The sequence below is a fragment of the Christiangramia sediminicola genome, from assembly GCF_031344135.1.
Classification (GTDB): domain Bacteria; phylum Bacteroidota; class Bacteroidia; order Flavobacteriales; family Flavobacteriaceae; genus Christiangramia; species Christiangramia sediminicola.
Window position 1 is genome coordinate 719,656 of sequence record NZ_JAVJIU010000002.1, and the last position, 26,464, is coordinate 746,119.

General features: G+C 36.9%; 23 protein-coding genes and 1 other RNA gene. 16 read left to right on the plus strand and 8 right to left on the minus strand.

The window, feature by feature from the left end; translation table 11 throughout:
• Window position 1: 1 nt before the first annotated feature.
• From RE431_RS07245 to RE431_RS07275, 7 genes are all read left to right on the plus strand, one after another.
• Entirely contained in the window at window positions 2-916 is a 915-nt protein-coding gene (locus RE431_RS07245; RefSeq protein WP_309561298.1) for a geranylgeranylglycerol-phosphate geranylgeranyltransferase, read from the plus strand.
• 3 nt (window positions 917-919) lie between these two features.
• Complete coding sequence (locus RE431_RS07250; protein WP_309561299.1) at window positions 920-1,510, plus strand: Maf-like protein; 591 nt, start codon at window positions 920-922, stop codon at window positions 1,508-1,510.
• A 21-nt stretch (window positions 1,511-1,531) separates the two neighbouring features.
• Window positions 1,532-2,422 carry a septum formation inhibitor Maf gene (locus RE431_RS07255; RefSeq protein ID WP_309561300.1) on the plus strand — a complete coding sequence of 297 codons (891 nt, stop codon included), beginning with the start codon at window positions 1,532-1,534 and terminating at the stop codon, window positions 2,420-2,422.
• On the plus strand, window positions 2,422-2,961 hold the full coding sequence (locus RE431_RS07260) for a mechanosensitive ion channel domain-containing protein (RefSeq protein ID WP_309561301.1): 540 nt from the start codon (window positions 2,422-2,424) through the stop codon (window positions 2,959-2,961). The genes RE431_RS07255 and RE431_RS07260 overlap by 1 nt, the downstream gene beginning before the upstream one ends.
• 70 nt (window positions 2,962-3,031) lie before the next feature.
• Window positions 3,032-5,521 carry a PIG-L family deacetylase gene (locus tag RE431_RS07265; RefSeq protein ID WP_309561302.1) on the plus strand — a complete coding sequence of 830 codons (2,490 nt, stop codon included), beginning with the start codon at window positions 3,032-3,034 and terminating at the stop codon, window positions 5,519-5,521.
• Window positions 5,522-5,629: 108 nt separating this feature from the next.
• Window positions 5,630-7,333 carry a sodium:solute symporter family protein gene (locus RE431_RS07270; RefSeq protein WP_309561303.1) on the plus strand — a complete coding sequence of 568 codons (1,704 nt, stop codon included), beginning with the start codon at window positions 5,630-5,632 and terminating at the stop codon, window positions 7,331-7,333.
• Entirely contained in the window at window positions 7,330-8,298 is a 969-nt protein-coding gene (locus tag RE431_RS07275; RefSeq protein WP_309561304.1) for a Gfo/Idh/MocA family protein, read from the plus strand. The genes RE431_RS07270 and RE431_RS07275 overlap by 4 nt, the downstream gene beginning before the upstream one ends.
• Window positions 8,299-8,355: 57 nt before the next feature.
• Here RE431_RS07275 and RE431_RS07280 read toward each other — a convergent pair whose 3' ends face one another.
• The 5 genes from RE431_RS07280 to RE431_RS07300 all read right to left on the minus strand — a co-directional run bounded on the left by RE431_RS07280 (window position 8,356) and on the right by RE431_RS07300 (window position 15,714).
• Complete coding sequence (locus RE431_RS07280; RefSeq protein WP_309561305.1) at window positions 8,356-9,201, minus strand: DUF2911 domain-containing protein; 846 nt, start codon at window positions 9,199-9,201, stop codon at window positions 8,356-8,358.
• A gap of 99 nt (window positions 9,202-9,300) precedes the next feature.
• Entirely contained in the window at window positions 9,301-11,010 is a 1,710-nt protein-coding gene (locus tag RE431_RS07285; RefSeq protein WP_309561306.1) for a hypothetical protein, read from the minus strand.
• Window position 11,011: 1 nt separating this feature from the next.
• Complete coding sequence (locus RE431_RS07290; protein ID WP_309561307.1) at window positions 11,012-12,136, minus strand: DUF4249 domain-containing protein; 1,125 nt, start codon at window positions 12,134-12,136, stop codon at window positions 11,012-11,014.
• Between the two features lie 78 nt (window positions 12,137-12,214).
• Window positions 12,215-14,983 carry a TonB-dependent receptor gene (locus RE431_RS07295; RefSeq protein ID WP_309561308.1) on the minus strand — a complete coding sequence of 923 codons (2,769 nt, stop codon included), beginning with the start codon at window positions 14,981-14,983 and terminating at the stop codon, window positions 12,215-12,217.
• A gap of 2 nt (window positions 14,984-14,985) precedes the next feature.
• Window positions 14,986-15,714, minus strand: coding sequence for a hypothetical protein (locus RE431_RS07300; RefSeq protein ID WP_309561309.1), 729 nt, complete (start codon window positions 15,712-15,714; stop codon window positions 14,986-14,988).
• Between the two features lie 232 nt (window positions 15,715-15,946).
• Here RE431_RS07300 and RE431_RS07305 point away from each other — a divergent pair, with 232 nt between their 5' ends.
• From RE431_RS07305 to RE431_RS07315, 3 genes are read left to right on the plus strand one after another with little or no spacing between them, the layout of a single operon-like run.
• A complete protein-coding gene (locus RE431_RS07305; protein WP_309561310.1) occupies window positions 15,947-16,456 on the plus strand; it encodes an SRPBCC family protein in 510 nt (169 codons plus the stop codon).
• A gap of 5 nt (window positions 16,457-16,461) precedes the next feature.
• Window positions 16,462-17,160 (plus strand): SDR family NAD(P)-dependent oxidoreductase, encoded by a 699-nt coding sequence (locus tag RE431_RS07310; RefSeq protein WP_309561311.1) that lies wholly within the window; start codon window positions 16,462-16,464, stop codon window positions 17,158-17,160.
• Window positions 17,160-18,467, plus strand: coding sequence for a cryptochrome/photolyase family protein (locus RE431_RS07315; RefSeq protein WP_309561312.1), 1,308 nt, complete (start codon window positions 17,160-17,162; stop codon window positions 18,465-18,467). Before RE431_RS07310 ends, RE431_RS07315 begins: the two co-directional genes overlap by 1 nt.
• Here the strand turns inward: RE431_RS07315 and kdsB are convergent.
• Entirely contained in the window at window positions 18,464-19,210 is a 747-nt protein-coding gene (gene kdsB / locus RE431_RS07320; protein WP_309561313.1) for a 3-deoxy-manno-octulosonate cytidylyltransferase, read from the minus strand. The genes RE431_RS07315 and kdsB overlap by 4 nt on opposite strands.
• Before the next feature lie 25 nt (window positions 19,211-19,235).
• Window positions 19,236-20,672: an ATP-dependent DNA helicase gene (locus RE431_RS07325; protein ID WP_309561314.1), complete on the minus strand. Its 1,437-nt coding sequence runs from the start codon at window positions 20,670-20,672 to the stop codon at window positions 19,236-19,238.
• Window positions 20,673-20,796: 124 nt separating this feature from the next.
• Between RE431_RS07325 and RE431_RS07330 the strand changes: the two genes are divergently transcribed.
• Genes RE431_RS07330 through RE431_RS07350 form a run of 5 tightly spaced genes read left to right on the plus strand, consistent with a single transcriptional unit; the run spans window position 20,797 to window position 24,026 of the window.
• On the plus strand, window positions 20,797-21,456 hold the full coding sequence (locus RE431_RS07330; protein ID WP_309561315.1) for a hypothetical protein: 660 nt from the start codon (window positions 20,797-20,799) through the stop codon (window positions 21,454-21,456).
• Window positions 21,419-22,255, plus strand: a complete 837-nt coding sequence (locus tag RE431_RS07335; protein WP_309561316.1) for a DUF3822 family protein — start codon at window positions 21,419-21,421, stop codon at window positions 22,253-22,255. Before RE431_RS07330 ends, RE431_RS07335 begins: the two co-directional genes overlap by 38 nt.
• Window positions 22,255-22,788: an RsmD family RNA methyltransferase gene (locus RE431_RS07340; RefSeq protein ID WP_309561317.1), complete on the plus strand. Its 534-nt coding sequence runs from the start codon at window positions 22,255-22,257 to the stop codon at window positions 22,786-22,788. Before RE431_RS07335 ends, RE431_RS07340 begins: the two co-directional genes overlap by 1 nt.
• An 18-nt stretch (window positions 22,789-22,806) precedes the next feature.
• The gene (locus tag RE431_RS07345; RefSeq protein ID WP_309561318.1) at window positions 22,807-23,193 is read left to right on the plus strand and encodes a hypothetical protein; all 387 of its coding nucleotides are present in this window, start codon (window positions 22,807-22,809) and stop codon (window positions 23,191-23,193) included.
• 5 nt (window positions 23,194-23,198) lie between these two features.
• Window positions 23,199-24,026 carry a glycoside hydrolase family 16 protein gene (locus RE431_RS07350; protein ID WP_309561319.1) on the plus strand — a complete coding sequence of 276 codons (828 nt, stop codon included), beginning with the start codon at window positions 23,199-23,201 and terminating at the stop codon, window positions 24,024-24,026.
• On the opposite strand, the gene rnpB is transcribed toward RE431_RS07350, so the two are convergent.
• An RNA gene (gene rnpB / locus RE431_RS07355) (RNase P RNA component class A) lies at window positions 24,026-24,340 on the minus strand. The genes RE431_RS07350 and rnpB overlap by 1 nt on opposite strands.
• Before the next feature lie 114 nt (window positions 24,341-24,454).
• Here rnpB and RE431_RS07360 point away from each other — a divergent pair.
• Window positions 24,455-26,464, plus strand: coding sequence for a DNA polymerase III subunit gamma/tau (locus RE431_RS07360; protein ID WP_309561320.1), 2,010 nt, complete (start codon window positions 24,455-24,457; stop codon window positions 26,462-26,464).

Below are 26,464 nucleotides of genomic sequence, written 5' to 3' on the forward strand. Positions count from 1 at the left end.
GATGCTGCATTTTCTAAAGCTCATAAGGGCGGGTAACCTAATATTCATTGCCCTAACCATGTTTCTTATTAAATATGGTCTTTTTGAACCTTTTGGGGTTGCCATCACCCTTAATTTATTTGGTTTTTCCATGCTAGTTCTCGCCGTGGTCTCGGTTGCAGCCTCAGGTTATGTGATCAACGATATTTTTGATGTGCCTGCAGATTTAAAGAATAAGCCAAAGCGCATCATTATAAATAACCATATTTCTGAAAAAACTGCTTACAGGGTTTTCTTTATTCTGAGCATTATTGGTGTTGGTTTGGGATTCTATTTATCGAACATGATTGGTAGACCCGGCTTTTCAGCATTTTTCATTTTTGGTTCTGCGATCCTTTATATTTATACTTCCCAGTTGCAGCAGACTATTTTAGTTGGAAATATTTTAGTTAGTATCATCGTTGGTTTGATTCCGATTGGAGTTGGACTATACGATCTTTTACCGGCTATCACTCCGCAAAATCAGCAAACTCAATCGGTTATATTTTCAATTTTGATCGACTATTCTATATTCGCATTTTTAGTAAACCTACTAAGAGAAATCGTTAAAGATCAGGAAGATATTGATGGAGATTACAATGCAGGCTACAAGACCCTGCCAATTGTTTTCGGTAAAAACAGGACAAATAAGATCTTATTTTTAGTTGGTCTGCTTCCGGTAGGCTTTCTAATTTATTATGTATATGAGTATCTTTTTGAGAATATTTCAGCTGTAATATATGTACTATTGTTACTCCTGGGTCCTCTTCTATTCTTTTTAATAAATATATGGACTGCAGAAAAAAAGTCTGAATACTCCAGGCTGAGCACAGTTTTAAAAGCTGTTTTATTCTTCGGATTGATCTCAATAGGATTATTACAATTTATATTACTCTAATTTATGCTGAAAGATTTATTGAAAAATCATGAGATCATCCTGGCTTCGGGTTCACCAAGAAGGCATAAATTCTTTGAGGATCTCGAAATACCGGTTACTATAGATGTTAGACCGGTAAATGAAGTTTTTCCAGATCATTTGAAACGTGAGGAGATCACAGATTTTCTCGCTGCCCTGAAAGCCGAGGTTTTTCAAAATGACCTTAAAAAAGATCAGATTCTAATTACCAGCGATACTATTGTATACAATGATGGTAAAGCCTTAGGAAAGCCTAAAGATCATGCTGAAGCCGTTGAGATGATTAGGTCTCTATCAGGTAAGAAACATGATGTTATAACCTCAGTTTGTTTTACTACTGAGAGTTCACAGAAGATATTGAACCATATCACGAGAGTTGAATTTGCTGAGCTTAAAGATGATGAAATAGAATACTATGTTTCTAATTATAAGCCGTTTGACAAGGCTGGCGGTTACGCGATCCAGGAATGGATCGGGCTTATTGGGATCAAAAAGATAGAGGGTAGTTATTTTAATGTTGTTGGCTTACCTACTTTTGAAGTCTATACTACTTTAAAAGAAATGATAAACTCCTGAAAATTGTAACTTGAAGAAAAAATGATGTTCCGGTATCTCTACATAATCATTCTTTCTATTTCTTTTTCAAGCTGCGATCACTATTCAGAAGAAAAAGAAAATCTGGAACTATCTAAAGAATTTAAAAACTACTGGTATTCTGGAGAAGCTGAGATCACTTCCTACGAACTTAAGCAAGCCAGGTATGGAGAAATTAGAGATGGTGAAGCCGTTCTAATTTATGTTACCGAAGATTTTTTACCTGAAGAACAGGTGAAAGCAGCAAAAAAGGATGACGAAAACATTTCAGTTTTAAAACTTAACGCTACCAAGAATTTCAATACCGGCATTTATCCATACAGCATTATGCAAAGTAGTTTCTATCCTCTAAATGGAGAAGCTCACACACTTAAATTATCGGCTTCCATACAAGAATGGTGTGGCCAGGTCTATATGCAATTGAATAATCATGAAAAATTTGAAATTGAGAGTCATTCCTATTTTGCCGGAGAAGCTGACGAAGAATTAGAGTTGAATAAAGTGCATCTTGAAAATGAATTCTGGAACAGGATAAGGATTGATCATGAAAGCCTGCCGACAGGAGAATTCATGGTGTTACCTACTCTGGAATATCTCCGGTTAAGTCATAACAAAGTCAAGACTTATAAAGCCATCGGAGAATATTATATTTCTGATGAGTTCAATGTCTATCAATTAACTTATCCCGAACTGAATAGAAAACTGAAAATTTATTACAGTAGAATTTTTCCTTTCAGTATAGAGAAATGGGAAGAATCTTATCCTTCGAGTTCAGGAAATAATGTTGAAATTTTAACTACAATCGCCGTAAAAAAAGAACGTTTAAGAACAGATTACTGGAACAAGAATTCGAATAAAAATCTACCTTTACGGCAAAAACTGGATTTAAAATAATGTACGAGATACTTACCACATATCGTGAAGAATTGTTGTACTCGCTGGCAGTACTTATATTATTAATGATCATTCAATTTGTTCTGAAAAAGGCAGCGAACAAAGTTGGAAAGCGTAGTGAAATAAACATTACCCGAACCAGGCTAATGTTTAAGTACATTAATATTCTCATTATTTTGATCGCAGCTTTTCTTCTTGCATTTGCCTGGGGAGTTGGTCTTACAGATCTATCCCTTATTTTTTCCTCTGTATTCGCTGTAATTGGAGTCGCACTATTTGCGATTTGGTCTATTCTAAGTAATATCACCTCAGGAATTATCATGTTTTTCTCTTTTCCTTATAAGATCGGTGATACGATTAGAATCCATGATAAGGACATGCCTATTGAGGCTGAAATTGAGGACATTAAGGCTTTTCATTTACACCTTAGAACTTCAGAAGGTGAACTTATCACCTATCCTAATAACCTCATTTTACAAAAAGCGGTTTCATTAATAGAAGTTGAAAGAAGGCATGATGACGGAAAGGAAGCCCTCTAATTAAGAAAAGAATCGAAATATTCCGGCAGGAGTATTGAAAGTTTTTATATTTGGTAAAACCCATTACTTCATGCGCAAATTATTTTTCGCCCTATTTCTTTTAAGTTGTTGCGTTGTTAATGCACAGGCTCCTGAAAAATGGAGTTCTTCAGAAATTTATAATCACGTTAAAAAACTGAATTTTCTTGGTTCAGTTCTATATATCGCTGCCCATCCAGATGATGAGAATACCAGACTAATCTCCTATTTTTCAAATGAGACGAATGCGAGAACAGCTTATCTTTCCCTGACTCGAGGAGATGGCGGACAGAATTTGATAGGTCCTGAATTACGAGAAAAACTAGGACTCATCAGAACTCAGGAATTATTAGCTGCTAGAAGAATAGATGGTGGACAACAATTCTTTACCAGGGCGAATGATTTTGGATATTCAAAAACTCCATCCGAAACCCTGGAGATCTGGAATAAAGATGAAGTTTTAAGTGATGTTGTTTGGATCATTAGAAAATTCAGACCAGATGTGATCATCAATAGATTTGATCACAGAACTCCCGGAAGTACTCACGGCCATCACACTTCTTCAGCAATGTTAAGTGTAGAAGCATTTGAGCTTGCCGGAAATAAGAATTCCTATAATTCCCAATTGGATTATCTAGATAACTATCAGCCAAAGAGATTATTCTTTAATACTTCTCCCTGGTTTTATGGAGGTGATGAAGCCTTTCAGGAAGCTGATAAATCTAATTTCCTGAGCTTTGACACTGGTATATATTTCCCAACACGAGGACTTTCCAATCCTGAGATCGCTTCCTTAAGTAGAAGTCAGCATAGATCACAAGGTTTTGGCAGCACAGGAAGCCGGGGAAAACAAATGGAATATCTTGAATTATTGAAAGGTGAGCTTCCAGCAAAAGATGCTGGGATATTCGACGGGATAGATACTTCATGGAAAAGAGTTAAAGGTGGTGAAGCAATAGGATCGATTTTAAATAAAGTAGAAGCTGAATTCAACTTTGAAAATCCTTCTCAGCATTTACCGCAATTATTGAAAGCTTATAATCTTATCCAGAATTTAGAGGATTCACATTGGAAAGAAGTAAAAACCGAAGAGATCAAGGAGATCATTTATGCCACTTCCGGACTTTATCTTGAAGCGGTTGCGCAGAGATCTTACACAACGCCTGCAGAAGAACTCCCTGTTCAGCTTGAAGCTATTAATAGAAGTGACAGCGAAATAAAGCTGGTTTCCGTAGAACTTACACCCAATAATTCCAAGACTCAGCCTGGAATTACATTAGAAAATAATGAAGGTTGGGAAAATCAGATGACCTTTAAGATCCCTTCAACTGCCAGTTATACTACTCCATATTGGTTAGAATCTCAAGGAAGCATGGGAATGTACAAGGTAGAAGATCAGCAATTAAGAGGTCTTCCGGAAACTCCATTAAACACCAAAGCAACTTTTAAGGTAACTATTGATGGAACTGAGATTGAGTTTCATAAACCGGTAGTTTATAAGTATAACGATGAAGTTTATGGAGAAACATATAAGAACTTTGAAATAGTCCCGGCCGTTACATTACATTTTAAGGAAGATGTTCTAATATTCAATAACGATGAACCTAAAACAGTGATGGTTCAGCTTACATCAAACAAGAATAATATTTCTGGTGATTTGAAACTGAAAGCTGGAAAGGATTGGAAAATAGAACCGGTTAAAACTAATTTTTCTATTGCTCAGGCAGGTGGTCAGGCAAATCTTAGTTTTAAGATCACTCCGCCGAAAGGTCAGAATGAAACAAAACTGATTCCGGCAGCAATCGTGAATGGTCAAACATATTCTGATGACCTGGTTGAAATCGACTATGATCATTTTCCTGATCAAAACCTGGTAGCCCCGGCAAACTTGAAACTTGTGAAGCTGGACATCAAAAAGAAAGGCCAGAAAATCGCTTATATCGAAGGTGCAGGTGATGTGGTTCCTGAAAGCCTGGAGCAAATTGGATATGATGTTACTAAGATTTCCCCTCAATCAATTTCAGAAAGCTCTCTGAAAAATTATGATGCTGTAGTGGTAGGGATCAGAGCCTATAATATTGTTGAAGTATTGAAATTCAAGCAATCGATACTTTTCGATTATGTGAAAAATGGAGGAACGATGATCGTGCAGTATAATACGAATCGTGGATTATTAATTGATGACCTCTCCCCTTTCAATTTAGAATTATCCCGAGACAGGGTTACTGAAGAAAATGCAGAGGTGACTTTTCTTGCTCCGGAACATGAAGTACTTAATTCCCCGAACAAGTTAACATCAGAAGATTTTAGCGGTTGGGTCCAGGAACGCGGACTTTATTTTCCTGATAGCTGGGATGAGAATTTCACTCCTATTTTAAGCATGAATGATAAAAATGAAACTCCTAAAAATGGAAGTCTCCTGGTTTCCAAATATGGAAAAGGGTATTATATCTATACAGGCATCAGCTTTTTTAGGCAATTTCCGGAAGCTGTACCGGGGGCATTCAGACTTTTCGCTAATTTAATCTCAATTGGTAAATAATGGATACACCGGAAAAGTACCATTGGAAAAAAAGTTACACCCTTGTCCTTATCGCAAATGCGATCTACATACTGGCTTTTTATTTAATAATGAATTATTTCGCCTGATATGCAATTAATAGACTGGATAATTCTTATTGGAACCATTGCAACTATTGTTTGGTACGGAGTTTATAAATCTCGTGGAAGCAAAAGTGTTGAAGATTATATTGGAGGTGGTAAAAATGCAAAATGGTGGACCATTGGTTTATCTGTAATGGCAACCCAGGCCAGCGCCATTACTTTCTTATCTACCCCAGGACAGGCTTTCCATGACGGAATGGGTTTTGTTCAGTTCTATTTTGGGCTGCCCATCGCCATGGTGATCATATGTATGGTTTTTATTCCCATTTATCACAAACTAAAGGTTTATACAGCTTACGAGTATTTAGAATCCAGGTTCGATAGAAAAACGAGGACACTTACGGCTATTTTGTTTCTTGTACAACGAGGCCTTGCGGCCGGGATTACCATCTTTGCTCCGGCAATTGTACTGTCTGCCGTTCTTGGCTGGAACCTGACATATCTCACTTTCATCATTGGAATTTTAGTGATCATCTATACGGTTTCCGGAGGAACCAAAGCAGTAAGTGTGACCCATAAGCAACAGATGGGTGTGATCTTTACTGGGATGGTCGTTGCATTTTTTATCATTTTGAGTTATTTGCCAGACTCTGTAGGATTTACCAATGCTTTGGAAATAGCTGGTGCTGGCGGAAAAATGAATATTCTTGATTATTCATTCGATTTTGAGAACAGGTATACCGTCTGGAGTGGATTGATTGGCGGTAGCTTTCTGGCGCTGTCATATTTTGGGACAGATCAAAGCCAGGTTCAAAGATATCTTACCGGCGCTTCGGTTAGGGAAAGTCAGCTTGGTATGATCTTTAACGGACTTCTAAAAGTGCCACTTCAGTTCTTTATCCTGCTTGTTGGAGTCATGGTGTTCGTTTTCTATCAATTCAATACAGCTCCACTTAACTTTAACCCAGCGGCTACAGAAACGGTCTTAAATTCTAATTATGCCGAACAGTATAAAGATCTTATGCTGGAACATGACGAGATACAGCAGGAAAGACAGCAACTGGGACTTAATTATGCCGAGAATAAATCGGAAATGAATCAGGCTGAAGTTGCAGATTTTGAGGAAGAATACGCCTTATTAGATCAGGAACAGAATAGAATTCGGGAAAAAGCAAAATTATTTATAGACGCTTCAGATGAAAAAGCTGAAAGCAATGATAAAGATTATGTCTTTATTCATTTTATTCTGAATAATTTACCAAAGGGTTTAATAGGTCTTCTACTCGCAGTGATCTTATCTGCAGCTATGTCTTCAACGGCTTCAGAATTGAATGCATTAGCATCAACCACCGTGATAGATCTATACCGCAGAAATCACAAAGAAGCCAAAAGTGAAGAGCATTACCTCGCGGCATCGAAATGGTTCACCTTAATGTGGGGTATAATAGCAATTGCCTTTGCCAGTCTAGCAGACCTGTTTGATAATCTTATTCAGCTGGTGAATATCATAGGAAGTTTATTTTACGGGAATGTACTGGGAATATTTCTGCTCGCATTTTTTATAAAATATGTGAAAAGCAATGCAGTATTTATCGCCGCGATCATTACCCAGGCTGTCGTTCTGATGGTATTTAAACTAGACCTCATGCCCTATTTATGGCTGAACGTTCTTGGGTGTTTATTGGTAATAGTTATCGCATTCTTTTTACAGATAATAAATCCTGAAAATTCAGAAACCAGCAAAGCATGAAAGAAATAAAATGGGGAATCGTTGGATTGGGAAAGATCGCCAATAAATTTGCTGAAGGCCTCAAATCTGTTGAAGATGCTAAATTATATGGTGTTGCCAGTAGAGATATCTCAAATGCGAAAGAATTTGCTCAAAATCATAATGCCGATAAAGCTTACGGTTCATATGAGGAATTGATGCAAGATGATCAGGTAGATGTTATTTATATCGCCACACCGCATGTTTTTCACCATGGTATCACGATGAAATGCCTTGAACATGGTAAAGCAGTTTTATGTGAAAAACCTTTCGCTATAAATCTTGAAGAGACTGATGAAATGATCGCTTCTTCCAGAAACAAAAAGGTTTTTTTAATGGAAGCTCTGTGGACCAAATTTCTTCCTCATTTTGATTTTGTAACTAAAAAGGTCAATTCTGGCGAATTAGGAAAAATAAAAAGTATAAAAGCTGATTTTGGATTTCCAGCAAAGTTTGACAAATCGAAGAGATTATTCAATAAATCTCTTGGAGGAGGAAGCCTTTTAGACATAGGAATCTACCCGGTTTTTATGGCCTATAGTCTTCTGGGAAAACCGGAAAAAATCAAAGCTTCAGCTCAATTTACCGAAACTGGTGTTGATTCTGAATGCTCAATTAAGTTCAAATACTCTAATGAAGTTGAAGCTGAGCTTTATTCTACCTTCATGGAAAAAACTCCTACTACCGCAGAAGTGATTATGGAGAAAGGCTCCATACTCCTCAACTCAAGATTCCATGAACCAACAACGATAACTATTTTACAGGATGGTAATGAGGATACTTTTGAGTTTGGTGTAGACACTAATGGATACAATTTCGAGGCTGCTCATGTAACCAGAATGCTTCAGAATGGAGTAACTGAAAGTGATATCTGGAGTCTGGACAAAACCAGGGACCTTATATTCTTACTAGATGAAATACGAAAAGAGATAGGCATGGAATATTAATAAAAAAGGCTCTTCATAACAGAAGAACCTTTTTTAATTCTAATATTGAATTGAATCTTATTTACCACCCCATTCAGCGATAGACTCTTTATTCATTTTAACGTAGTCTGCATTGTTAGCTTTTTCAGCTGAAGCCATAGATTTTTTAGCTGTGGCAATCGCCTCCTCTTTTTTCCCCATTTCTGCTTCTATCAATGATTTTCTTCTTAGCATCCAAAAAGCCTGGTCACCTGCCATTTCAGTAGCTTTGGTCACCCATTTATATGCTTTTTCAAGATCTTTTCCAGATTCGTGATAATAAGTTCCAGCTGCGAAATAATCATTTGCCGTTGGACCGTTCATCACTTTATCAATACTTGCCATTGCTTTAGTATCTGTAGGAACTTCAACTTTGAGCATAGCAATTGTGTTTTCCCAGATGAAGTTAAGACCAGCAGAATCATTTTTAAGATCATCTATCACAATGGTAAAAGTTTCCATGGCCATAGGCATTTCCATAGTTTCAGCCGTAGCTTTTAAAGCAACTTTGCTTTCATCCCAATTTTGAGGAACTCCCCAGTTATCTGTAGCTGTATAAAACATTACTTCCCAGGAATCTTCAGAAGGAATCGTGTAGATGGCATAAGAACCTTTTTTAAGATCTTTACCGTTGATCTTTACGTCATCACTAAAAGTGATCTTGGTATTCGCGTTTGCACCGGTTCTCCAAACTTCTCCATAAGGCACAAGATCTCCAAAGATCGTTCTGCCTCTCATTCCAGGTCTGGAATATTCCACAGTAACATCGGTTAGACCAACTTTCTGTTCCATCTTCCCGAACGGACTCGGTTGTGGAGCCTCGATCTGAGCGTTTACTGAAACAGAGATACAGAGAATAATTGCAAGTGATAGTAGTTTTTTCATTGTTTGTGTAAATTGATTTTTCCAAATATACACAGAAACCGCTATAATTGATTTATTCTAAAATTAAAGATATTATATACTCTAAGATGATAATAAAGATCATTTTACTTCGAATGTTTTTGTGATTGATACCGGTTTACCGTCATTCTGAAATCCCTGGATGATAATCTGGAAATTCCCGCTAACGTCTGAGGTATAAAAATTGAATTTATCCTTATTTCCTTTGAATTGTATATTTGGATCCCATAATAATTGAGTTCTGAAGTCTGGAACATTGGGAGAACTTTTCAAAGAATAATCCTGTTTGAAATAATTCTTTTCCGAAACTCCGCTGGAAATCTTAAAATCTTCTAGGTAATCATAACGATAACTTTCTGTAAACTCCTTGTTCAGGGTTTCAACCAGAATAACTCCTTTATAGAACATGGAACCTAAATAGTACTTACTTCTAATGATACTTATCTTTTCAATTTTTCGGGAATCATAATTTCTAACGAAATCATCTACTTCCTGAACTGGAAGTCCGTCTACCACTAAAAGAGGCATTCCCTCAAAATCCATTTTAGGTTCATAACCAAGAACACTTATCTCATAATCCCCCTGATTCTTTCTTATTCTTCCATATGGAATAATCTCTACGAATGTTTCCTGAATAGTTTTAAACCTCCTGTAATCATCAAGAACATATTCCACCCTCTCTACTCCCTCAAAAAGATTGTCTGGCAAAGTAGTTTTTATAGTATCTGGTTTTAAGCTGAAATAGGCATTTTCTATTTGGTTGTGAACACTTCGATCTATGATCTCCTGCTTCATGGCAGCTGTGATCCCATAATCAGCAAATGAAAGTTCCTTAATATCTTCAAATTCAGTTTCATTAAACTCGAAATCATACTTATCACGGTTTTTTCCGAAAACCTGGATAAAAGCATCTTCTTCAATAAAACTTTCATCAACACTAAAATAAAACCTCCCTTTTCGATCTGTTGCCGCTGTTTTCAGAAAATAGTCGGCACCTGGCACAGATAAGGTTAATTGCTGATTATTTAGCGGAATTCCTGAAGTCTTGGGAATTATTCTTCCCGAAATCAATTTTCCACGTAAATCTGGCAATTTTGTCTCTGTGCGGGAACGATAACTATATTCATAATCTGTATATTTTTCCAGAAATTCCTTAGTTGTATTGATACTTGGAGATGGTATATCACCAATTTTCCTTACCGATATTGAATAATTCCCTTTCTTTATTCCGTAGTTCCCAAGATCAACGATCACTTCTTCTCTTTTTCCAAAACTGGAATGGTTTAGACTGATTCCTGTAGAGGTTTTATCAAACTCATGATTATTAACTTTTCCAACAACCGAATCTTTTCTAACCTTTGCCTGCGCCGAAGTATATGGATTTATGATAAAGACATCCTGCTCAAAAATCCTGTGATATTTATTGTTCTGCATCCAGCTAGTGTGAGCGATTAGCTTATAATTCCCAGAACCTACAGAAGTTTGAATGAAATAGTCTGAACTGCCAATTCCATCTTTAAGATCAATTACCTGTCTTATGACTCTCTCACCTTCAGAAGAGATCAATTCAACATAAGCAGTTTTGCTTATTTCACTTGGTTGGTTTGTTTTTGCATTAAGGCAATACACATTGAAATAAAGATATTCTCCAACTAGTAACATGGTACTGTTGGTATGCATATAGATCTTTTCGTTTGGAATACTTTCCAGATCCACTGGTTTATCAGTTGACTGGGCAAGTATGCAGACTGAGTTAAGAAGAAAAACCAGTATTATAGTTATTTTTTTCATGTTATTCATCTATCCAGAATTCGGGTTTAACAGGCGTTCCTAATACCCTGCAATCAATACATTCGATGGGCACTAAATACCATGGTCCTTCATATGGGCTTTCACTAGGAGGTGCGGGACTTAGATATTGAATAAGATTCTGCCTGATGTAATACACAAGATCTGCAGACAAAGGCCTAGATTTAGGACAGTCTACTCTAAGATCTCTTCTTTGTGTATAATCAAAGATATCAAGGAAGCTGAAAAAGATTCTTTTTTGCTGTACACTAGCCACTTCAAAGTAGCCAACCACATTTTCATCAGAATTACTTACATTTTCAATGTTACCTGCAAGAAATCCAGGTTGATTCTGAGCAAAGACACTTTCAGAATTAGATAATTCATCCAGGGTCTGATAAAATCTAAATGCGTCACCTGAGATCACATGTTGTCTCACCAGAATGCTATACCTGTTTATAATCTTGAAATCATCTATTCTAAGAAACTTAATAAGTTGATCATTTTGATCATTATCATTTTGGAGGTCGGTGTTGCTTAATATACCTTTTTGTGAATTCAATGTATTATAACAAACTTCCCTTTCAACTCCGGCAGGAACGTCTACCAATTCTACCCCGTTACCATTATTAATGAAATATTTTGCTTGAGTATATGGTGATACTATTTTGTAAGTTTCCTCATAAGTGTATCTATAATATTTAGAATCATCATTTAGAGCGTTACTATTTACTGTAATAGAAACTCCAATTTCACCTTCATCATTTACAGCTTCCTTTGCAACTACATTTTCCAGATCTGAATAACCAGTGATCTTTTCTTTATCAGACTGATAAACATTTCCGTTTACTTCAACTTCTAATTGATAGTTAACACCTTCCCTGGCCATGAATACCTGTTCAGATCTGTATTTTCCGTTTGTGTCATAAAAGAAATTGTAAGTATCACCTTCGCTGGAAAATACTCTAACCTTGGCATCAGTGACATAAGAAATCGAATCTACATCTAATGCGTAGGTTTCTGAAACAGCTATTTCCTGAACTTTCAGTTCAGATGTTACCATTCCTTCAATTACCACAGATCTTTCGTAAAATTCTGACTTTGGTTCGTAAGGTTCAACGCATGCCATAAGCAGCATTAGAATACCAAAGCCTGAAAGCCTTAATATATTTTTATATGTATATTTATATAAAGTCATGCCTCTCCTTTAAAATTGAAAATTGTAACTGATCGTTGGCACAGGTACCGAAAAGATCGAACTCTGCTTTCCCTGTATCTGTCCATCTTTTGTTACGAAATAGACCGAATAAGGATTGTTCCTACCCAGAACATTATACACTGAAAAATTCCAGAAAGAGTGCCCTAGCTTTATCAGCTTATGATTCCCTTCAAGATTGAAGCTCAGATCCAGTCTATAATAGTCTGGAATTCTGAATTGATTCCTATCACTGTACAGCACATAGTCAGATCCGTCGTAGGAATACTTTCCAGTAGGATAAGTTATAGGTCTACCGGTTTGATAGACGAAATTGGCAGAAAAACTAAATCGCTGAGTTAATTTATAATTCGTTACCAGGCTGAAATCATGCGGTTTATCATAATTTGATGGGAAGAATTCACCATTATTTACTGTTTCATTTCTAAAATCACCATCAAGCTTCAAATAAGACCTGGAATAGGTATAGCTTAACCAACCATTAAAATCTCCGGCCTTTTTCTTCAATAGAAACTCCAAACCATAAGATTTCCCCTCTCCCTGTATAACTTCAGTTTCAACAAATTCATTCAGAAAAAGATTGGCTCCCGTCTTGAAGTCAAGCATATTTTCTGAGGTTTTGTAATAGCCTTCTATACTGGTTTCAATATTATCATTATCCCAGTTCTTGAAAAAACCTAAGCTATATTGTTGGGCTCTTTGTGGTTTTATATGATAACCAGATAAACGATAGGTATCTGTTGGAGACACCGTCACGCTGTTTGATAATGTATGTATGTATTGGTAAGTGTTATTATAACTAGCCTTTACTGAAAGATCTGGAAGTAGGTAAAACCTCGCTGATAATCTGGCTTCAGGCCCCCCATAAGTGATGATCGGTTCATTTTTACCATATTGCTGAAGATCTATGACCGTATTGTCTGTTTTAGGCTGGTCTTCCTCATAGATCCTTACATCTTCCTGCCCAAGTGAAGAGAACACAGAGAAACGGATCCCCGCGCTTAATAATAATGCATCTGAGACTTTAAAATCATCAGCGATCCAGGCACCGGCTTCAATACCACGTTCACGTCTAAGGGATATTGACCTGATATTAGAATCTGAACCGATAGGTTTTATAAACCCAGGATCAACATTATACAATTTTCCAGAAACACCATAATCAAATTGATGTGCCTTATTTAAAATGAATTTCATTGATAATTTGGCCTCCGTTTCGTTGATTTCATAGCCAGATTCAAAATTATCCTGAAAATTATCCTCAAAATCTATATTGAACTTATAATTACTATTAGTGAAAATTAAAGCTCCACGGCTTCGATCATTAAAACGATGCTCGTATTTCAAGCTCGCGATCTGGTTTTGATAACTATAAACAGAATCTGAAGTGATACTAAACCTGTCATTACTTAAATAACCGGTGATACTTAATTTATTATTCTCATCAATTTCATGATTATACTTGGCGATTCCATCATAGAATAAAGCGGTAGAATTGTTCAATTGCTCTTCATCAAGATTTTTCAGGATCCAGTCAGAATAAGTTCCACGTCCGCCAATCATTATCGCCGATTTTTCCTTAACCACTGGCAATTGTACCGCAAGATTACTCGTAACCGGACCTATGGAAGCTTCTCCTTCAAATTCCTGTGTATTAGCGTCTATAGTCATGATATCAAAAACAGAAGAAAGTCTTCCTCCATACCTGGCGGGAATATTACCTTTATAAACCGTTGCTTCTCCTGTAGTAAAAGGATTAATGGCTGAAAATATTCCAAAGAAGTGAGAAGGATTGTAGATCACCGCATCATCCAGGAGAATCAGGTTCTGGTCCTCCTTACCTCCACGAACATTGAAACCAGAAGATCCCTCACCAGTATTCGAAATTCCAGGTAATAAAGTCGCAACTTTCATTACATCACGTTCACCCAAAACCAGAGGAATATTTTTAATGTTTTCGATATCTATCTCCTCCTCCCCGGTATTTGCGTTACTTACATTTTTATCGGCGTTAGAAGAAATTCGCACTTCACCAAGTTGCTCCAGGTTTTCATCTAAACTTAAATTTAAAGTTCCGTCGTTATAGATAATAACTCTTTTAACCACGTTTTCATTCGTCAATGATTTGGTTCTGATCATATTAACCCCTGGACGAAGTTTTATTTCGTAATAACCATTAATATCTGTTGAAACTCCCGTTCTGGTACCTTCGAGAAGTATAGCCATATTTGAAATAGGCTCTCCTGTGATCTTATCGAAGGCCCTACCTGAAAGAGTATATCTTCTCTGCCGGTTATTCGGATCCTGCCTACCAATTCTTACGGTTTCAACTTCACCACTATTTTGGGCATCATTATAGAAAACAGGAGCACTAGACTCAAAATCTTCCTCTTCCGCTTCAATTTCTGCGATTTGCTCATCAGGCTCTGGAAAGAATCCTTCAGGCAGCCTGTCATAAATTATAGAATTCTGAGTAAGGACAATTTGCCCGTCATCTAAAAAGTAAAAATTCAACAATGTTTCCTTAAAAATATCCTCCAAAACGATCTCCAGTTCTACCTGATCATACGAAGCCGTGATTTTTTTATCTGGAATCCAGTTTTCAGCGTAAAAGAATTTTTTATCACTGGACTGCTCCAGTTTTTCTATCACAGTTAGTAGATTTTCATTATTAAATGAAACAGAAATCTTATTTGTTTCCTGGGCAAAAGTTACCTGAAGCCCCAGTAATACAAGACTTAAACATAAAAATTTGTGCATAATTATTTTTCCAGATTCAGTAGGTTGGTGATCTCTACGAAAAGTTGCTCCATGAATTTGTCTGGGTTTTTTTTCCGAACATTCCGGCGATCTTTATAAAACGACCTAATCTCTTTACTAATAGAGGGAAAAATAGCAAAAAGGTTGCGTCTGGAATTGGCAGAATAATAATTCTCTTTATACCAGAAATGATAAGATGGTTTTTTGAATTTGTATTCGTAGTACAAAAAGTTCTTATCCAGTTCCTTATCTCCCTTTTTTCTGAATTTTTTCAGAAGCCGGAAATTTCCACTTTTAAAGAATTGTTCGTAAAATCCCGAAAGTTCATCTGTTTCTGAAATAACATTTAGTTTAATAAAATAGTGTCCACTAATTTCAAAACTTTCGATCTTCCTAGTAATGAGCTTAAAGGTGGTAAATGCCTTATCTATAGGCAATCTTACCAAGACCTCGTCATCAACCAGATTAAATCGCATGGCAATTTCTGGAAAATATTGTCCGTCATATGTAATAGAGCCAACAGTAAAGTCTGAAGAAGAATTTAAAAATTTGTTCTTTGAATTGATGGTTTTTTCCGGATCTATGTTTTCTATACCGTTTAGCAATACAGTATTCTCATAGCCGACAGTCTTGTCAAATAATAGATAAACGTCTTTGAAATTTTGCTGAGCCGATGATTGCAGGCAAATAAATAACAGGACAAGAACCCACGAGGAGTTAATTCGATTCATTAAGTTTTATTGTTTATTGCAAATTCATAATAATTGTTTTGATGATTTTCAATTCATTGCAACACCTATCACGAAGCTAAAGGAATTAATGAATTAATAAAAATAAATCCAGTATTTAACATAACGCCTACAGATAAAATTGATTTGAGCAAAATCCAGATTTAATTTTTGTTTAACTATTATATTTTTATTTTAAACATAATGAGGCTTAATTTTACTTCAAAGCTTAAAAATGAAGATTTATACCCTGCGCAGTGTTCAGAAATTACCAATTAGTCCACAAGAAGCCTGGGACTTTCTATCTGACCCAAAAAACTTAAAGACAATTACTCCGGATTATATGGGGTTCGAAATCCTGTCTGGAGCTGATAGACCGATGTTTTCGGGACAGATCATACAATACATCGTAACACCGGTAGCAGGCATAAAAACTAAATGGGTTACAGAGATCACACACGTAAAGGAAGGTGAATATTTTGTAGATGAACAGAGATTTGGACCATATGCACTGTGGCATCATAAACATTTCATCAAAGCTATTCCCGGTGGAGTAGAAATGGAAGACATCATAGATTATAAACTTCCATTCGGTTTTCTGGGACAGTTAACTCACCCCGTATTGGTAAAACCAAAATTGAAAGAAATTTTCGATTATCGAAAGAATAAACTGGTCGAGCTTTTCGGGAAATTCAAAGAAACGCCAGATAAATCTGAAACCCTGAAACAAGACATTTTAAATTAAAAATTATGAAAAAGAATATTTTGCTGATAGGCGGTTCAACCGGTATTGGATACCAGATTTCTGAACTACTCAATGAGAATAATAATATCATTGTTGCTTTCCGAAGCGAAGGTGACCTGGATACTAATAAAGTAACACACTTAGAATTTGACGTTTTGAATGATGATATTGCAGATCTAGATCTCCCAGATACCATAGACGGATTTGTTTACTGTCCTGGAAGTATAGATCTTAAACCTTTCAAGATGATCAAGCCTGAAGATTTTGAAAGTGAAATGCAGTTGAATTTCTTTGGATTGGTTAGAAGCCTGAAAGGTATTCTTGATAAGCTGAAAAATTCCAACCAGGCTAGCCTAGTATTTTTTAGTACGGTTGCAGTCAAGGTAGGGATGCCATTTCATACAAATGTAGCGGCTGCAAAAGGAGCAATTGAAGGTTTTGCAAAATCACTTGCAGCAGAATATGCCCCTAGCTTCCGGGTAAATGTGATCGCTCCTTCGCTTACCGATACACCGCTTGCGGAAAAATTACTTTCCAACGATGATAAAAGACAGAAAATGGATCAGAGACATCCATTAAAACGAGTGGGCGAAGCAAAAGATATAGCAAACCTGGCAGCATTTCTATTAAGCGATAATAGCACATGGATAACAGGACAGGTTTTAGGTGTAGACGGCGGACTTTCAACCATAAACAGTAATTAATGAGCAAAAAAGTAAATATATTCTGGTTCAGAAGAGACCTGAGACTTGATGACAATGCCGGTCTAAAAGCGGCGCTGCAGGATGAGCATCCAGTTTTACCTATTTTCATTTTCGATCCTGAGATCCTGGATAAACTTCCTGAGGATGATGCGCGGGTTACTTTTATTTTTGGCGAATTGCAAAAAATGAGAGACGAGCTTCAGAAAGAACATGGAAGTTCTATTGCCATGTTTCATGATGAACCGGAAAAGGTTTTCAAGTCTTTGATAAAAGATTATAAGATTGAAAAAGTATTTACCAATCGCGATTATGAACCTTATGCAAAAGATCGTGATGAAAAAATTTCTAAATTATTATCAGATGAGGATATAGAATTCCTCGATTTTAAAGATCAGGTGATCTTTGAAAAAGATGAGGTAGTAAAGAGCGATGGCGATCCATATGTTGTCTATACCCCATATAAGAATCTATGGAGAGAAAAATTCAGTAATACCGAACTGGATTTTCATTATACTACAAGGTATATGGATAATCTTTACGATAATAGCAGGTTACCGAACCTAAGTTTATCAGACATCGGTTTCAAAAAATCATCTTTAAAAGTTCCAGATTACAAACTAACTCCAGGTTTAATTAAAGATTATAAAGATAAAAGGGATTACCCCGCAGTTCATGGGACATCAAGACTCGGTCCTCATTTAAGATTTGGAACTGTAAGTGTAAGACAAATGGTGAGAGATGCTGATAAGCAGCGAAATAAAACTTTCCTGGATGAATTGGTATGGAGAGAATTTTTTATGCAGATCTTATTTCATTTTCCAGATACCGTTACCGATGCATTCAAAAAGAAATATGACAGGATCAAATGGCGAAACAACAAAGATGAATTTGAACTTTGGAAACAGGGAAAAACAGGTTATCCATTAGTTGATGCTGGAATGAGACAATTAAACGAATCTGGTTTTATGCATAATCGAATTAGAATGTTGGTTGGCTCATTTCTATGCAAACACCTGTTAATTGATTGGCGCTGGGGTGAAGCCTATTTTGCTGAAAAGCTGCTGGATTATGAAATGTCTTCTAATGTAGGAAACTGGCAATGGGTCGCCGGAAGTGGTGTAGATGCCGCTCCTTATTTCAGAATATTCAATCCTACTACTCAAATTGAGAAATTTGATAAGGATGAAGAGTATATAAAGGAATGGGTTTCAGAATATGGCTCAGATGATTATCCAGAAAAAATGGTTGATCATAAAGAAGCAAGGGAAAGAGCCCTTAAAACTTATAAGGAAGCTGTTAGTAATTAACCTAACAGCTTTCTTGCTTTTTCCAGGTCTTCAGGTGTATCAATGCCTATACTTTTTACACTGGTCTCCACCATTTTGATCTTCTTACCATATTCCAGATACCTGATACATTCAATCTTTTCAGCTGCTTCCAAAGGTAACATAGGTAAGCGATAAAAATCCATTAAGGCAGATTTTCTAAAGGCGTAAATCCCGATATGCTTATAGTAGGTCACATCTGCAGAAGTATCTCTAGGGTATGGAATGGGAAACCTGGAAAAGTAAAGAGCAAAATCATCATTCCCGGTGATCACTTTCACGTTGTTAGGATTGGTAATGTCGTCACTTTCGGTGAGGGGAGTTTTCAAGGAAGCCAGATCAATCTCCGCTGCACCTTCCTGGTTAAAAACATCAAGCAATTTTGAAAGACTTTCCTTGTCGATAAAAGGTTCATCTCCCTGAACATTCACGACGATATCTACATCCATATGCTCAACGGCTTCCGCTATCCTGTCGCTTCCGCATTCGTGTTCTTTCTCGCTTCTAATTACATGACCGCCCTCATTCACGATCTCATCAAAGATCTTCCCGCTGTCAGTCACAACGTATACTTCGTCAAAAAGGCCAGTATTCACGGCAGCTTCATAAGTCCTTGTAATTACGGTCTTTCCATTAAGATCTTTCATCAATTTCCCGGGAAATCTTGAAGCTTTGTAACGTGCCGGGATCATTGCGATGATCCTGTTTTTTGAAGGCTCTGTCATATCAAATTTTCAGTAAAAGTAGTAATTAGTTAGATGCGAAAAAATCGTCACCAAAACCTATTAGATATAATTTCTTTTGTGCCCGCGTCATGGCTGTATATAACCATCGCAAATACTCCTTCCCTACTCCATTTGGTAAATAAGGTTGCTCGATAAAAACATTATTCCATTGTCCACCCTGAGATTTATGACAGGTAATAGCATAAGAGAATTTGATCTGCAATGCATTGAAATATTTATTGTTCTTGATCTTCATGAATTGCTTGTACTTGGAACGCTCATCGGCATAATCCTTCTTCACTTCTTCATATAAATTGTTAGACTCTTCGTAAGTAAGCGATGGTGTATTAGTTGTTAAAGTATCCAGAATGATCACCGTTTCAAAAGGTCGCATTTTGGGATAATCAACCATTTGCACCTGAACTTCGGCAAATCTGAAACCATAAAGTTCTTTAAACCCAAATATCTCCAGAACTTTCACAATATCACCATTAGCGATAAATCCAGCTTCACTGGTTGGCTTCACCCAGAAATAATTGTTTTTGACCACCATTAAATAATCTCCCGCCGAAAGTTCTTCTTCCTGGAATAAAATCCTGGACCTGATTTGTTGATTATACATATTCGCTCTTTTATTAGAACGAACAATTATGCTGGTATCTTCATGACCATCTGAGGTATAACAATCCTGAATGGCATCCATGATCTCATAACCATCGGTAAGCCTTATCACATCTTTATTCTGGGAAAGTTCAAACTGAAAACTTTCATAAAACTCCTCCTGCAGACTTTCTCTTATAAGTGTAGCATTATGCAAAATATCACTCTCTTCACTTTGCCGCACTACTTCATCTAACTCAATGAAAGACATCTGTTTATTATAATTGAATTCAAGTTTTTCTTCTTCAAGCGCCGGACTAAGGTCCATTTTTACCGGAGGCAATTGTGCCGTATCTCCAATAAGAATTAACTGACAGTTATGCCCCTGATATACATACTGTATTAGATCATCCAGTAATGAGCCATTTTCAAATAATTTTGAATTCCCTCCATCATCAGAAATCATGGAAGCTTCATCAACGATGAACAGGGTGTTTTTGTGTTTATTTGGTTGTAATGTAAACTGCACTCCTCCTCCACTGGATTTCTTCGGAAAGTAGATCTTTTTATGTATCGTAAAAGCTTCCTTCTTAGAATAATTAGAGATCACTTTCGCGGCACGCCCTGTAGGAGCAAGCAATACGCCAGATTTCCGAATTTTCCAGAGATTCTTAACCAGAGTACTAATTATGGTGGTCTTACCAGTTCCGGCGAAACCCCGAAGTAGAAAAAGCCTGTCTTTACCTCCATTTACCACAAACTCAGATAGCATTTGAAGAGCAATATCCTGCTTATCTGTAGCAGCAAATCCAAGATCTTCAACTAGTAATTTAAAAAAGGAACCGGGAGTGGTTTTTTCCATAGAAAGTGCATAAAATCTCAAAGATAAGAATGGATTTTTATGGCAGAAACTTTTACGAATAAAAAAAAGTTGTAGATTTGCGTGTAACCAATAACCTTCAAATTAAAACATAAACTATTAAAGCATGAGATTTGTAATACAGATACTTCTTTGGTTGGTGATTATCTTCCTGGCATATCTTACTTTCAACGCGGTTTACGAACCTATCCAATTTAACAAAGTCAAGGAAAAAAGATACACTAGGGTTATCAAAAACCTTAAGGATATCAGAAACGCGGAATTAGCGCACAAAGAAGTAGTCGGAAAGTTTCAGGGAGACTGGGACAGCCTGGTAAAATTCATTGATACTGCCGAATTTGCAATTACTCAGCGTCGTGATACTACCCTTCTTGATGAAGAATATAAAAAGACTTACGGTGTAGATCAATATATTGAAAAAGTAATTGTTGATACACTAGGTTTCGTACCTGTTAAGGATTCTTTATTCAAAGGAAATGAAGAAAGATACCGTACAATGATGAATGTACCTGTTGAAGGTGTAGATGAAAAGTTCGAGTTAAAAGCTGGTACCATCCCAAAAGGAGAATCTCAGATTCCAGTTTTCGAGGCAAGAGTTGCTAAAGCAGTAGTACTTTCAGATCAGGATAGAACATTAGTTCTTCAGGAAAATGAAGTACAGTCTGTTGATGATGTAAACGGCCGTTATATTAGTGTTGGTTCCATGACCGAAGTAAATACAAGTGGTAATGGATTTGACAGATATGGTGGAGACAGCAACGACTAGTCAAAATACAAACAATAAGAAATTGTCCATTCAGGTAAGCTTGAATGGACTTTCTTTTTGTATCCTGAATAAACAGGATAATAAGATCCTTTATTTTAAAAGGATAGATTTTGAAAGACAACTAGACCCTATAAAAGTACTTTCTAAGATCGAACTTACCTACGAGCAGGAGAATGAATTGAATCAACCTGTGAATGAAGTGGTATTGCTGTTCACCAATAACCTTTTCACCCTGGTTCCGGAGAAAATGTTTGATGAAGATAATGCTGCCAGCTATCTTAAGTTCAATACAAAGATCCTGAAAACAGATTTTATTGCCTTCGATAAAATTGAACCGGAAACTATCAATGTTTATATTCCTTACGCTAACATCACCAACTACTTTTTTGATAAGTATGGTGAGTTTGAATACCAGCATAGTCTCAGTGTTCTAATTGAATCATTATTAAAGCTTGAGAAAAGCGCCAAACCCAAAGTTTATTTACATTCACATTTGAACACCTATGAACTGGTGGTGATCGAAAATACGAGGCTGGTCTTCGCGAATAGCTTTGAATTTGAAACAAAGGAAGATTTTCTCTATTATTTATTATTTACTGCTGAGCAGCTCAATCTAGATCCGCAGGAATTTGAATTAATTCTACTGGGAGATATTCAGAAAGATTCAGCTGAATATAAAATGGCCTGGGAATATATCAGGAATATCTCATTTATGGGACCTTTTCACTCCTACCAGTTTGAATCTGAAAGTAAACCCAAAGAAGAGCTTTCAGAGTATCTTTTAATCAAATCATTATAATGCGAATAATTTCAGGAACTCATAAAGGACGTAGAATTATCGCACCATCAAAATTACCAGTGCGTCCTACTACAGATGTGGCTAAGGAAGCCTTATTTAATATCCTGAATAATAATTATCATATCTCAAACCTTAGCATTGTAGACCTGTTTTCAGGAACCGGGAATATCGCTTATGAGTTTGCTGCAAGAGGCGCAGAAAATATTACTTCAGTAGACGGGAATTATGACTGCGTAAAATTCATTAAAAAAACTTCTGCTGAATTAGATTTTCCGATAACCACGATTAAAAGTGATGTTTTCAAATATCTGGAGAAAGCACCTGTAAAAGCTGATATTATATTCGCAGATCCGCCCTATAATTTTGAAGATGAGAAATTTGCCAGAATTGCAGAGCTCGTTTTCGAAAAAGAAATGCTGAATGAAGATGGCCAGTTGATCATTGAACACTCAAAACACACTGACTTATCTGAACTGAATAACTTTATAGAAAGTCGTAAATACGGTAGTTCAGTTTTTAGTTTTTTCGAATAATTGGTTAACTTACCTAGCATGACGCTTAAACCAACTCGAGAAATAACTCTCCCATATACGCATTTAGAATTTTACGATTCGTTTGTGATCTCTACTTTTAAAGAAGACCAGGTCCTGGATAAGGAAAAGGTTGAAGAGATGAGGGTGATATTTTATGACTATTTTGATCACAAGAAATTCGTCTATATAAGTAACAGAAAACACAAGTATAATGTAAACCCTGTTATCTATATAGATCTAATTCAAAGAAATATACTTTTAGGAATGGCTATTATCATCAATGAAATAGATGGCGCCCAGATAGCGAATTTTGAGAAGCAGTTCGCTACAGTTCCTTTTGAAATGTTCTACACCAGAGAAGAAGCTTTGGTATGGACAAAAAGGCTGCTTGAAGAAAACAAATAAGGTATATGAATAAATACCTTCCCTTTTCTCTAATCATTCTATTCCTATTTATTACCACTGCCATGAAATCCCAACATTATGAACTTATCTGGCATGATGACTTCAATGAATCCGGAAAACCCGATCCTGAAAAATGGAATTATGAGACTGGTTTTATTCGCAATTTGGAGGAACAGATCTATACCAAGAGAAAGAAGAATGTAAGGATCAAAAATGGAAAACTGGAATTAATAGCCAGGAAAGAAAATTTTAAAAACAAGCGTTATGATCCTGATGTAAGAAATTACCGCATCAATACAGAAACCGCGGAATATACTTCTGGCAGCATTACCACTAAAGATAAATTCGAATTTAAATATGGTCGTGTTGAAGTTCGAGCCAAATTACCTGATGGAAACGGCGTCTGGCCAGCTATCTGGATGCTGGGCGCAAATTTTGAAGAGATCGAATATCCTTATGCTGGTGAAATTGATATCATGGAACATGTTGGGAAAACACCAAATGAAATCCATGGGACTGTTCATTTCCCCTGGGATAATGCGCAAGGAATCACATCGGATGGAGGGACTACAGAAGTAGCTTCCCCTTCAGAGGAATATCATGTTTATTCTGTTAGCTGGTCTTCGGAAAAGATTGAGTTTCTCGTAGACAATTCTGTTTATCACACTTTTGAAGCGGATAAAGCCGGCCGTAAGAACAATCCCTTTAGAAAACCATTTTATTTGATTCTGAATCTCGCTTTAGGTGGAAACTGGGCTGGAGAGATCGATACGGCAATATTCCCTCAAAAATTCCTGATCGATTACGTGCGAGTTTATAAAGAAATTGAATAATAAAAAGCAGGCCTGTAAGCCGGATTCTGTCACCCGATAATAAGATCGGGCTCCTTATCATTTATCTGAAATTAGTGTTGCCACTAATTTTTAGCTGCCTACCCTCCGGCAACGGACGAGCGATCCTTAGATGCCGGTATACATGGCATTGCACCGCATAGAGTTTACCTGGTTTCACTACAGCTTAACCTGTACATACTTTCTGTTGCACTAGTCCTGATCTCACGATCGGTGGGCGTTACCCACTATACTGCTCTGTGGTGTCCGGACTTTCCTCTCCGAAATAATGTCGGAACGATAAGGCGGCCTGCTTAAGGGCAAATGTAAGTTAATTTATGTTGATTTCTTCCGGTATTTGTTCATAAATAAGCATCTCTGTACTGGAGTTTAGGCCGGTGATTTTTATATTTGTAATTCAATACTTTTTAATGGAGCATTTCGTAGTATCGGCTAGAAAATACCGGCCGCAAACTTTTAAAGATGTAGTTGGCCAACAGGCAATTACCAATACCCTTGCAAACGCAATAAATAACAACCACCTGGCTCAGGCATTGTTATTTACTGGTCCGCGTGGGGTTGGAAAAACTACATGTGCACGTATACTTGCGAAAATGATCAACCAGGAGGAAACGCAGGATCCTGATGAGGATTTTGCTTTCAATATTTTTGAACTGGATGCCGCTTCAAACAACTCGGTAGATGACATTCGAAATCTTATAGATCAGGTAAGGATTCCGCCACAGGTTGGGAATTACAAAGTCTATATTATTGATGAGGTTCATATGCTTTCTGCATCTGCTTTTAATGCATTTCTGAAAACCCTGGAAGAACCTCCAAAACATGCGATTTTCATCCTTGCTACTACTGAAAAGCACAAAATAATTCCAACCATACTTTCACGTTGCCAGATATTCGACTTTAAAAGGATTACGGTAACTGACGCAAAAAACTATTTAGGTTATATAGCCCAGCAGGAAGGTGTGAATGCTGAAGATGATGCTTTACATATTATCGCTCAAAAGGCAGATGGCGCCATGAGAGATGCCCTTTCTATCTATGACAGGGTGGTAAGTTTCAGCGGTAATAATCTTACCAGGCAGGCAGTTACTGAAAATCTGAATGTGCTGGATTACGACACCTACATGCAGGTGACTGATCTTATTCTTGAAAATAATATTCCGCGTCTGCTGGTCAATTATAACGATATTCTGTCTAGCGGCTTTGACGGACATCATTTTATAGCAGGCCTTGCCTCCCACTTTAGAGACCTGATGGTTTGTAAAGACCAGAAGACTATTGCTCTGTTAGAAGTTGGAGACCAAACCAAAGCGAAATATTTTGAGCAGTCGCAAAAGACTTCGCATCAATTTTTACTGGAAGCTATAGATCTGGCAAATTCATGTGACCTGAAATACAAGACGAGTCATAACCAGAGATTACTGGTAGAGCTTTGCCTTATGCAGCTTGCATCTGTGACTTTTGGTGAAGAAAAAAAAAAGGCTGAGCGAAAGATAGTTCCGGCTTCAAATTTTGAGCAGGAAGCAGTAAGTATTCCTAAAGAAAAGAAAGAGTTAGTTCGAGAAAACGAACACGACACCTCCTCTCCTATTGAGGAGAACAAATTACCTGAACAGAAAGTAGCAACCGAATCCTGTGCGAAGGATGAGGAAAAAGAATATTATTCAGAAGACAGCCCGGCAAGCCAGCCTGAGAAAGAATTTGAAGTAGCAGAACCGGTTCCTGAAAATATTGAAAAGACAGAACCAATTCAGGAAAATCCGGAAACAGAAACTGTGGCTGAAACCACAAATGAGAATATATTATCCGTAGAAAGCCCGGAAGAGAAAAATATTCCGGTAGCTGAAAGACCGGAGGTGAATTCAGAAGCTCCAGTAGCTCTTTCAGAATCTGAAGAAGAGAAAATTGAGGAACCTGATAGACCAACAGCTTCTACCAATAGCATGTTTCCGGAAATAAAGCGAGAAAAGGTTTCAGGACTTTCTCTAAAAAGCATCGGCAAGAAAAAAGAGCTTGAGGAAAAGCAAAAGGCCATGATGCCTACCGAGAAGGTAATGGACGATGAATATACAGAAGAAGATCTGGTGAATGAATGGAAGAATTATACCGAAAGACTTAAACGCAAAGGAGAAAAGATTCTAGCTTCAATTTTCGAATCTCAGACTCCAACTCTCAAAGACAAGGTAATTCATCTCACTTTTCCGAATGAGACAATGAAGCTTGACCTCGAACGAGAGGAAAACAGGTTGATGAGCTTTTTAAAAGCGAAACTTAGAAATACCTACATCACCTTGCAAATTCATGTGGATGAAGCAACTTCCAGAAAGTATGCCTTTACACCGCAGGAAAAATATGAAAAGCTCAAAGAAGCGAACCCTCTTTTGGATAAGCTTAGAGCCACTTTTGATTTAGACGTATAG

Coding starts and splice junctions, on each gene's coding strand:
- RE431_RS07285 (WP_309561306.1), bottom strand. CDS start 11,010: ATGAAAAAAATAACTATAATACTGGTTTTTCTTCTTAACTCAGTCTGC.
- RE431_RS07345 (WP_309561318.1), top strand. CDS start 22,807: ATGACGCTTAAACCAACTCGAGAAATAACTCTCCCATATACGCATTTA.
- RE431_RS07335 (WP_309561316.1), top strand. CDS start 21,419: ATGGATTTGACAGATATGGTGGAGACAGCAACGACTAGTCAAAATACA.
- RE431_RS07340 (WP_309561317.1), top strand. CDS start 22,255: ATGCGAATAATTTCAGGAACTCATAAAGGACGTAGAATTATCGCACCA.
- RE431_RS07255 (WP_309561300.1), top strand. CDS start 1,532: ATGATGTTCCGGTATCTCTACATAATCATTCTTTCTATTTCTTTTTCA.
- RE431_RS07270 (WP_309561303.1), top strand. CDS start 5,630: ATGCAATTAATAGACTGGATAATTCTTATTGGAACCATTGCAACTATT.
- RE431_RS07295 (WP_309561308.1), bottom strand. CDS start 14,983: ATGCACAAATTTTTATGTTTAAGTCTTGTATTACTGGGGCTTCAGGTA.
- RE431_RS07315 (WP_309561312.1), top strand. CDS start 17,160: ATGAGCAAAAAAGTAAATATATTCTGGTTCAGAAGAGACCTGAGACTT.
- RE431_RS07310 (WP_309561311.1), top strand. CDS start 16,462: ATGAAAAAGAATATTTTGCTGATAGGCGGTTCAACCGGTATTGGATAC.
- RE431_RS07300 (WP_309561309.1), bottom strand. CDS start 15,714: ATGAATCGAATTAACTCCTCGTGGGTTCTTGTCCTGTTATTTATTTGC.
- kdsB (WP_309561313.1), bottom strand. CDS start 19,210: ATGACAGAGCCTTCAAAAAACAGGATCATCGCAATGATCCCGGCACGT.
- RE431_RS07265 (WP_309561302.1), top strand. CDS start 3,032: ATGCGCAAATTATTTTTCGCCCTATTTCTTTTAAGTTGTTGCGTTGTT.
- RE431_RS07305 (WP_309561310.1), top strand. CDS start 15,947: ATGAAGATTTATACCCTGCGCAGTGTTCAGAAATTACCAATTAGTCCA.
- RE431_RS07360 (WP_309561320.1), top strand. CDS start 24,455: ATGGAGCATTTCGTAGTATCGGCTAGAAAATACCGGCCGCAAACTTTT.
- RE431_RS07250 (WP_309561299.1), top strand. CDS start 920: ATGCTGAAAGATTTATTGAAAAATCATGAGATCATCCTGGCTTCGGGT.
- RE431_RS07260 (WP_309561301.1), top strand. CDS start 2,422: ATGTACGAGATACTTACCACATATCGTGAAGAATTGTTGTACTCGCTG.
- RE431_RS07330 (WP_309561315.1), top strand. CDS start 20,797: ATGAGATTTGTAATACAGATACTTCTTTGGTTGGTGATTATCTTCCTG.
- RE431_RS07290 (WP_309561307.1), bottom strand. CDS start 12,136: ATGGCATGCGTTGAACCTTACGAACCAAAGTCAGAATTTTACGAAAGA.
- RE431_RS07325 (WP_309561314.1), bottom strand. CDS start 20,672: ATGGAAAAAACCACTCCCGGTTCCTTTTTTAAATTACTAGTTGAAGAT.
- RE431_RS07275 (WP_309561304.1), top strand. CDS start 7,330: ATGAAAGAAATAAAATGGGGAATCGTTGGATTGGGAAAGATCGCCAAT.
- RE431_RS07280 (WP_309561305.1), bottom strand. CDS start 9,201: ATGAAAAAACTACTATCACTTGCAATTATTCTCTGTATCTCTGTTTCA.
- RE431_RS07350 (WP_309561319.1), top strand. CDS start 23,199: ATGAATAAATACCTTCCCTTTTCTCTAATCATTCTATTCCTATTTATT.
- RE431_RS07245 (WP_309561298.1), top strand. CDS start 2: ATGCTGCATTTTCTAAAGCTCATAAGGGCGGGTAACCTAATATTCATT.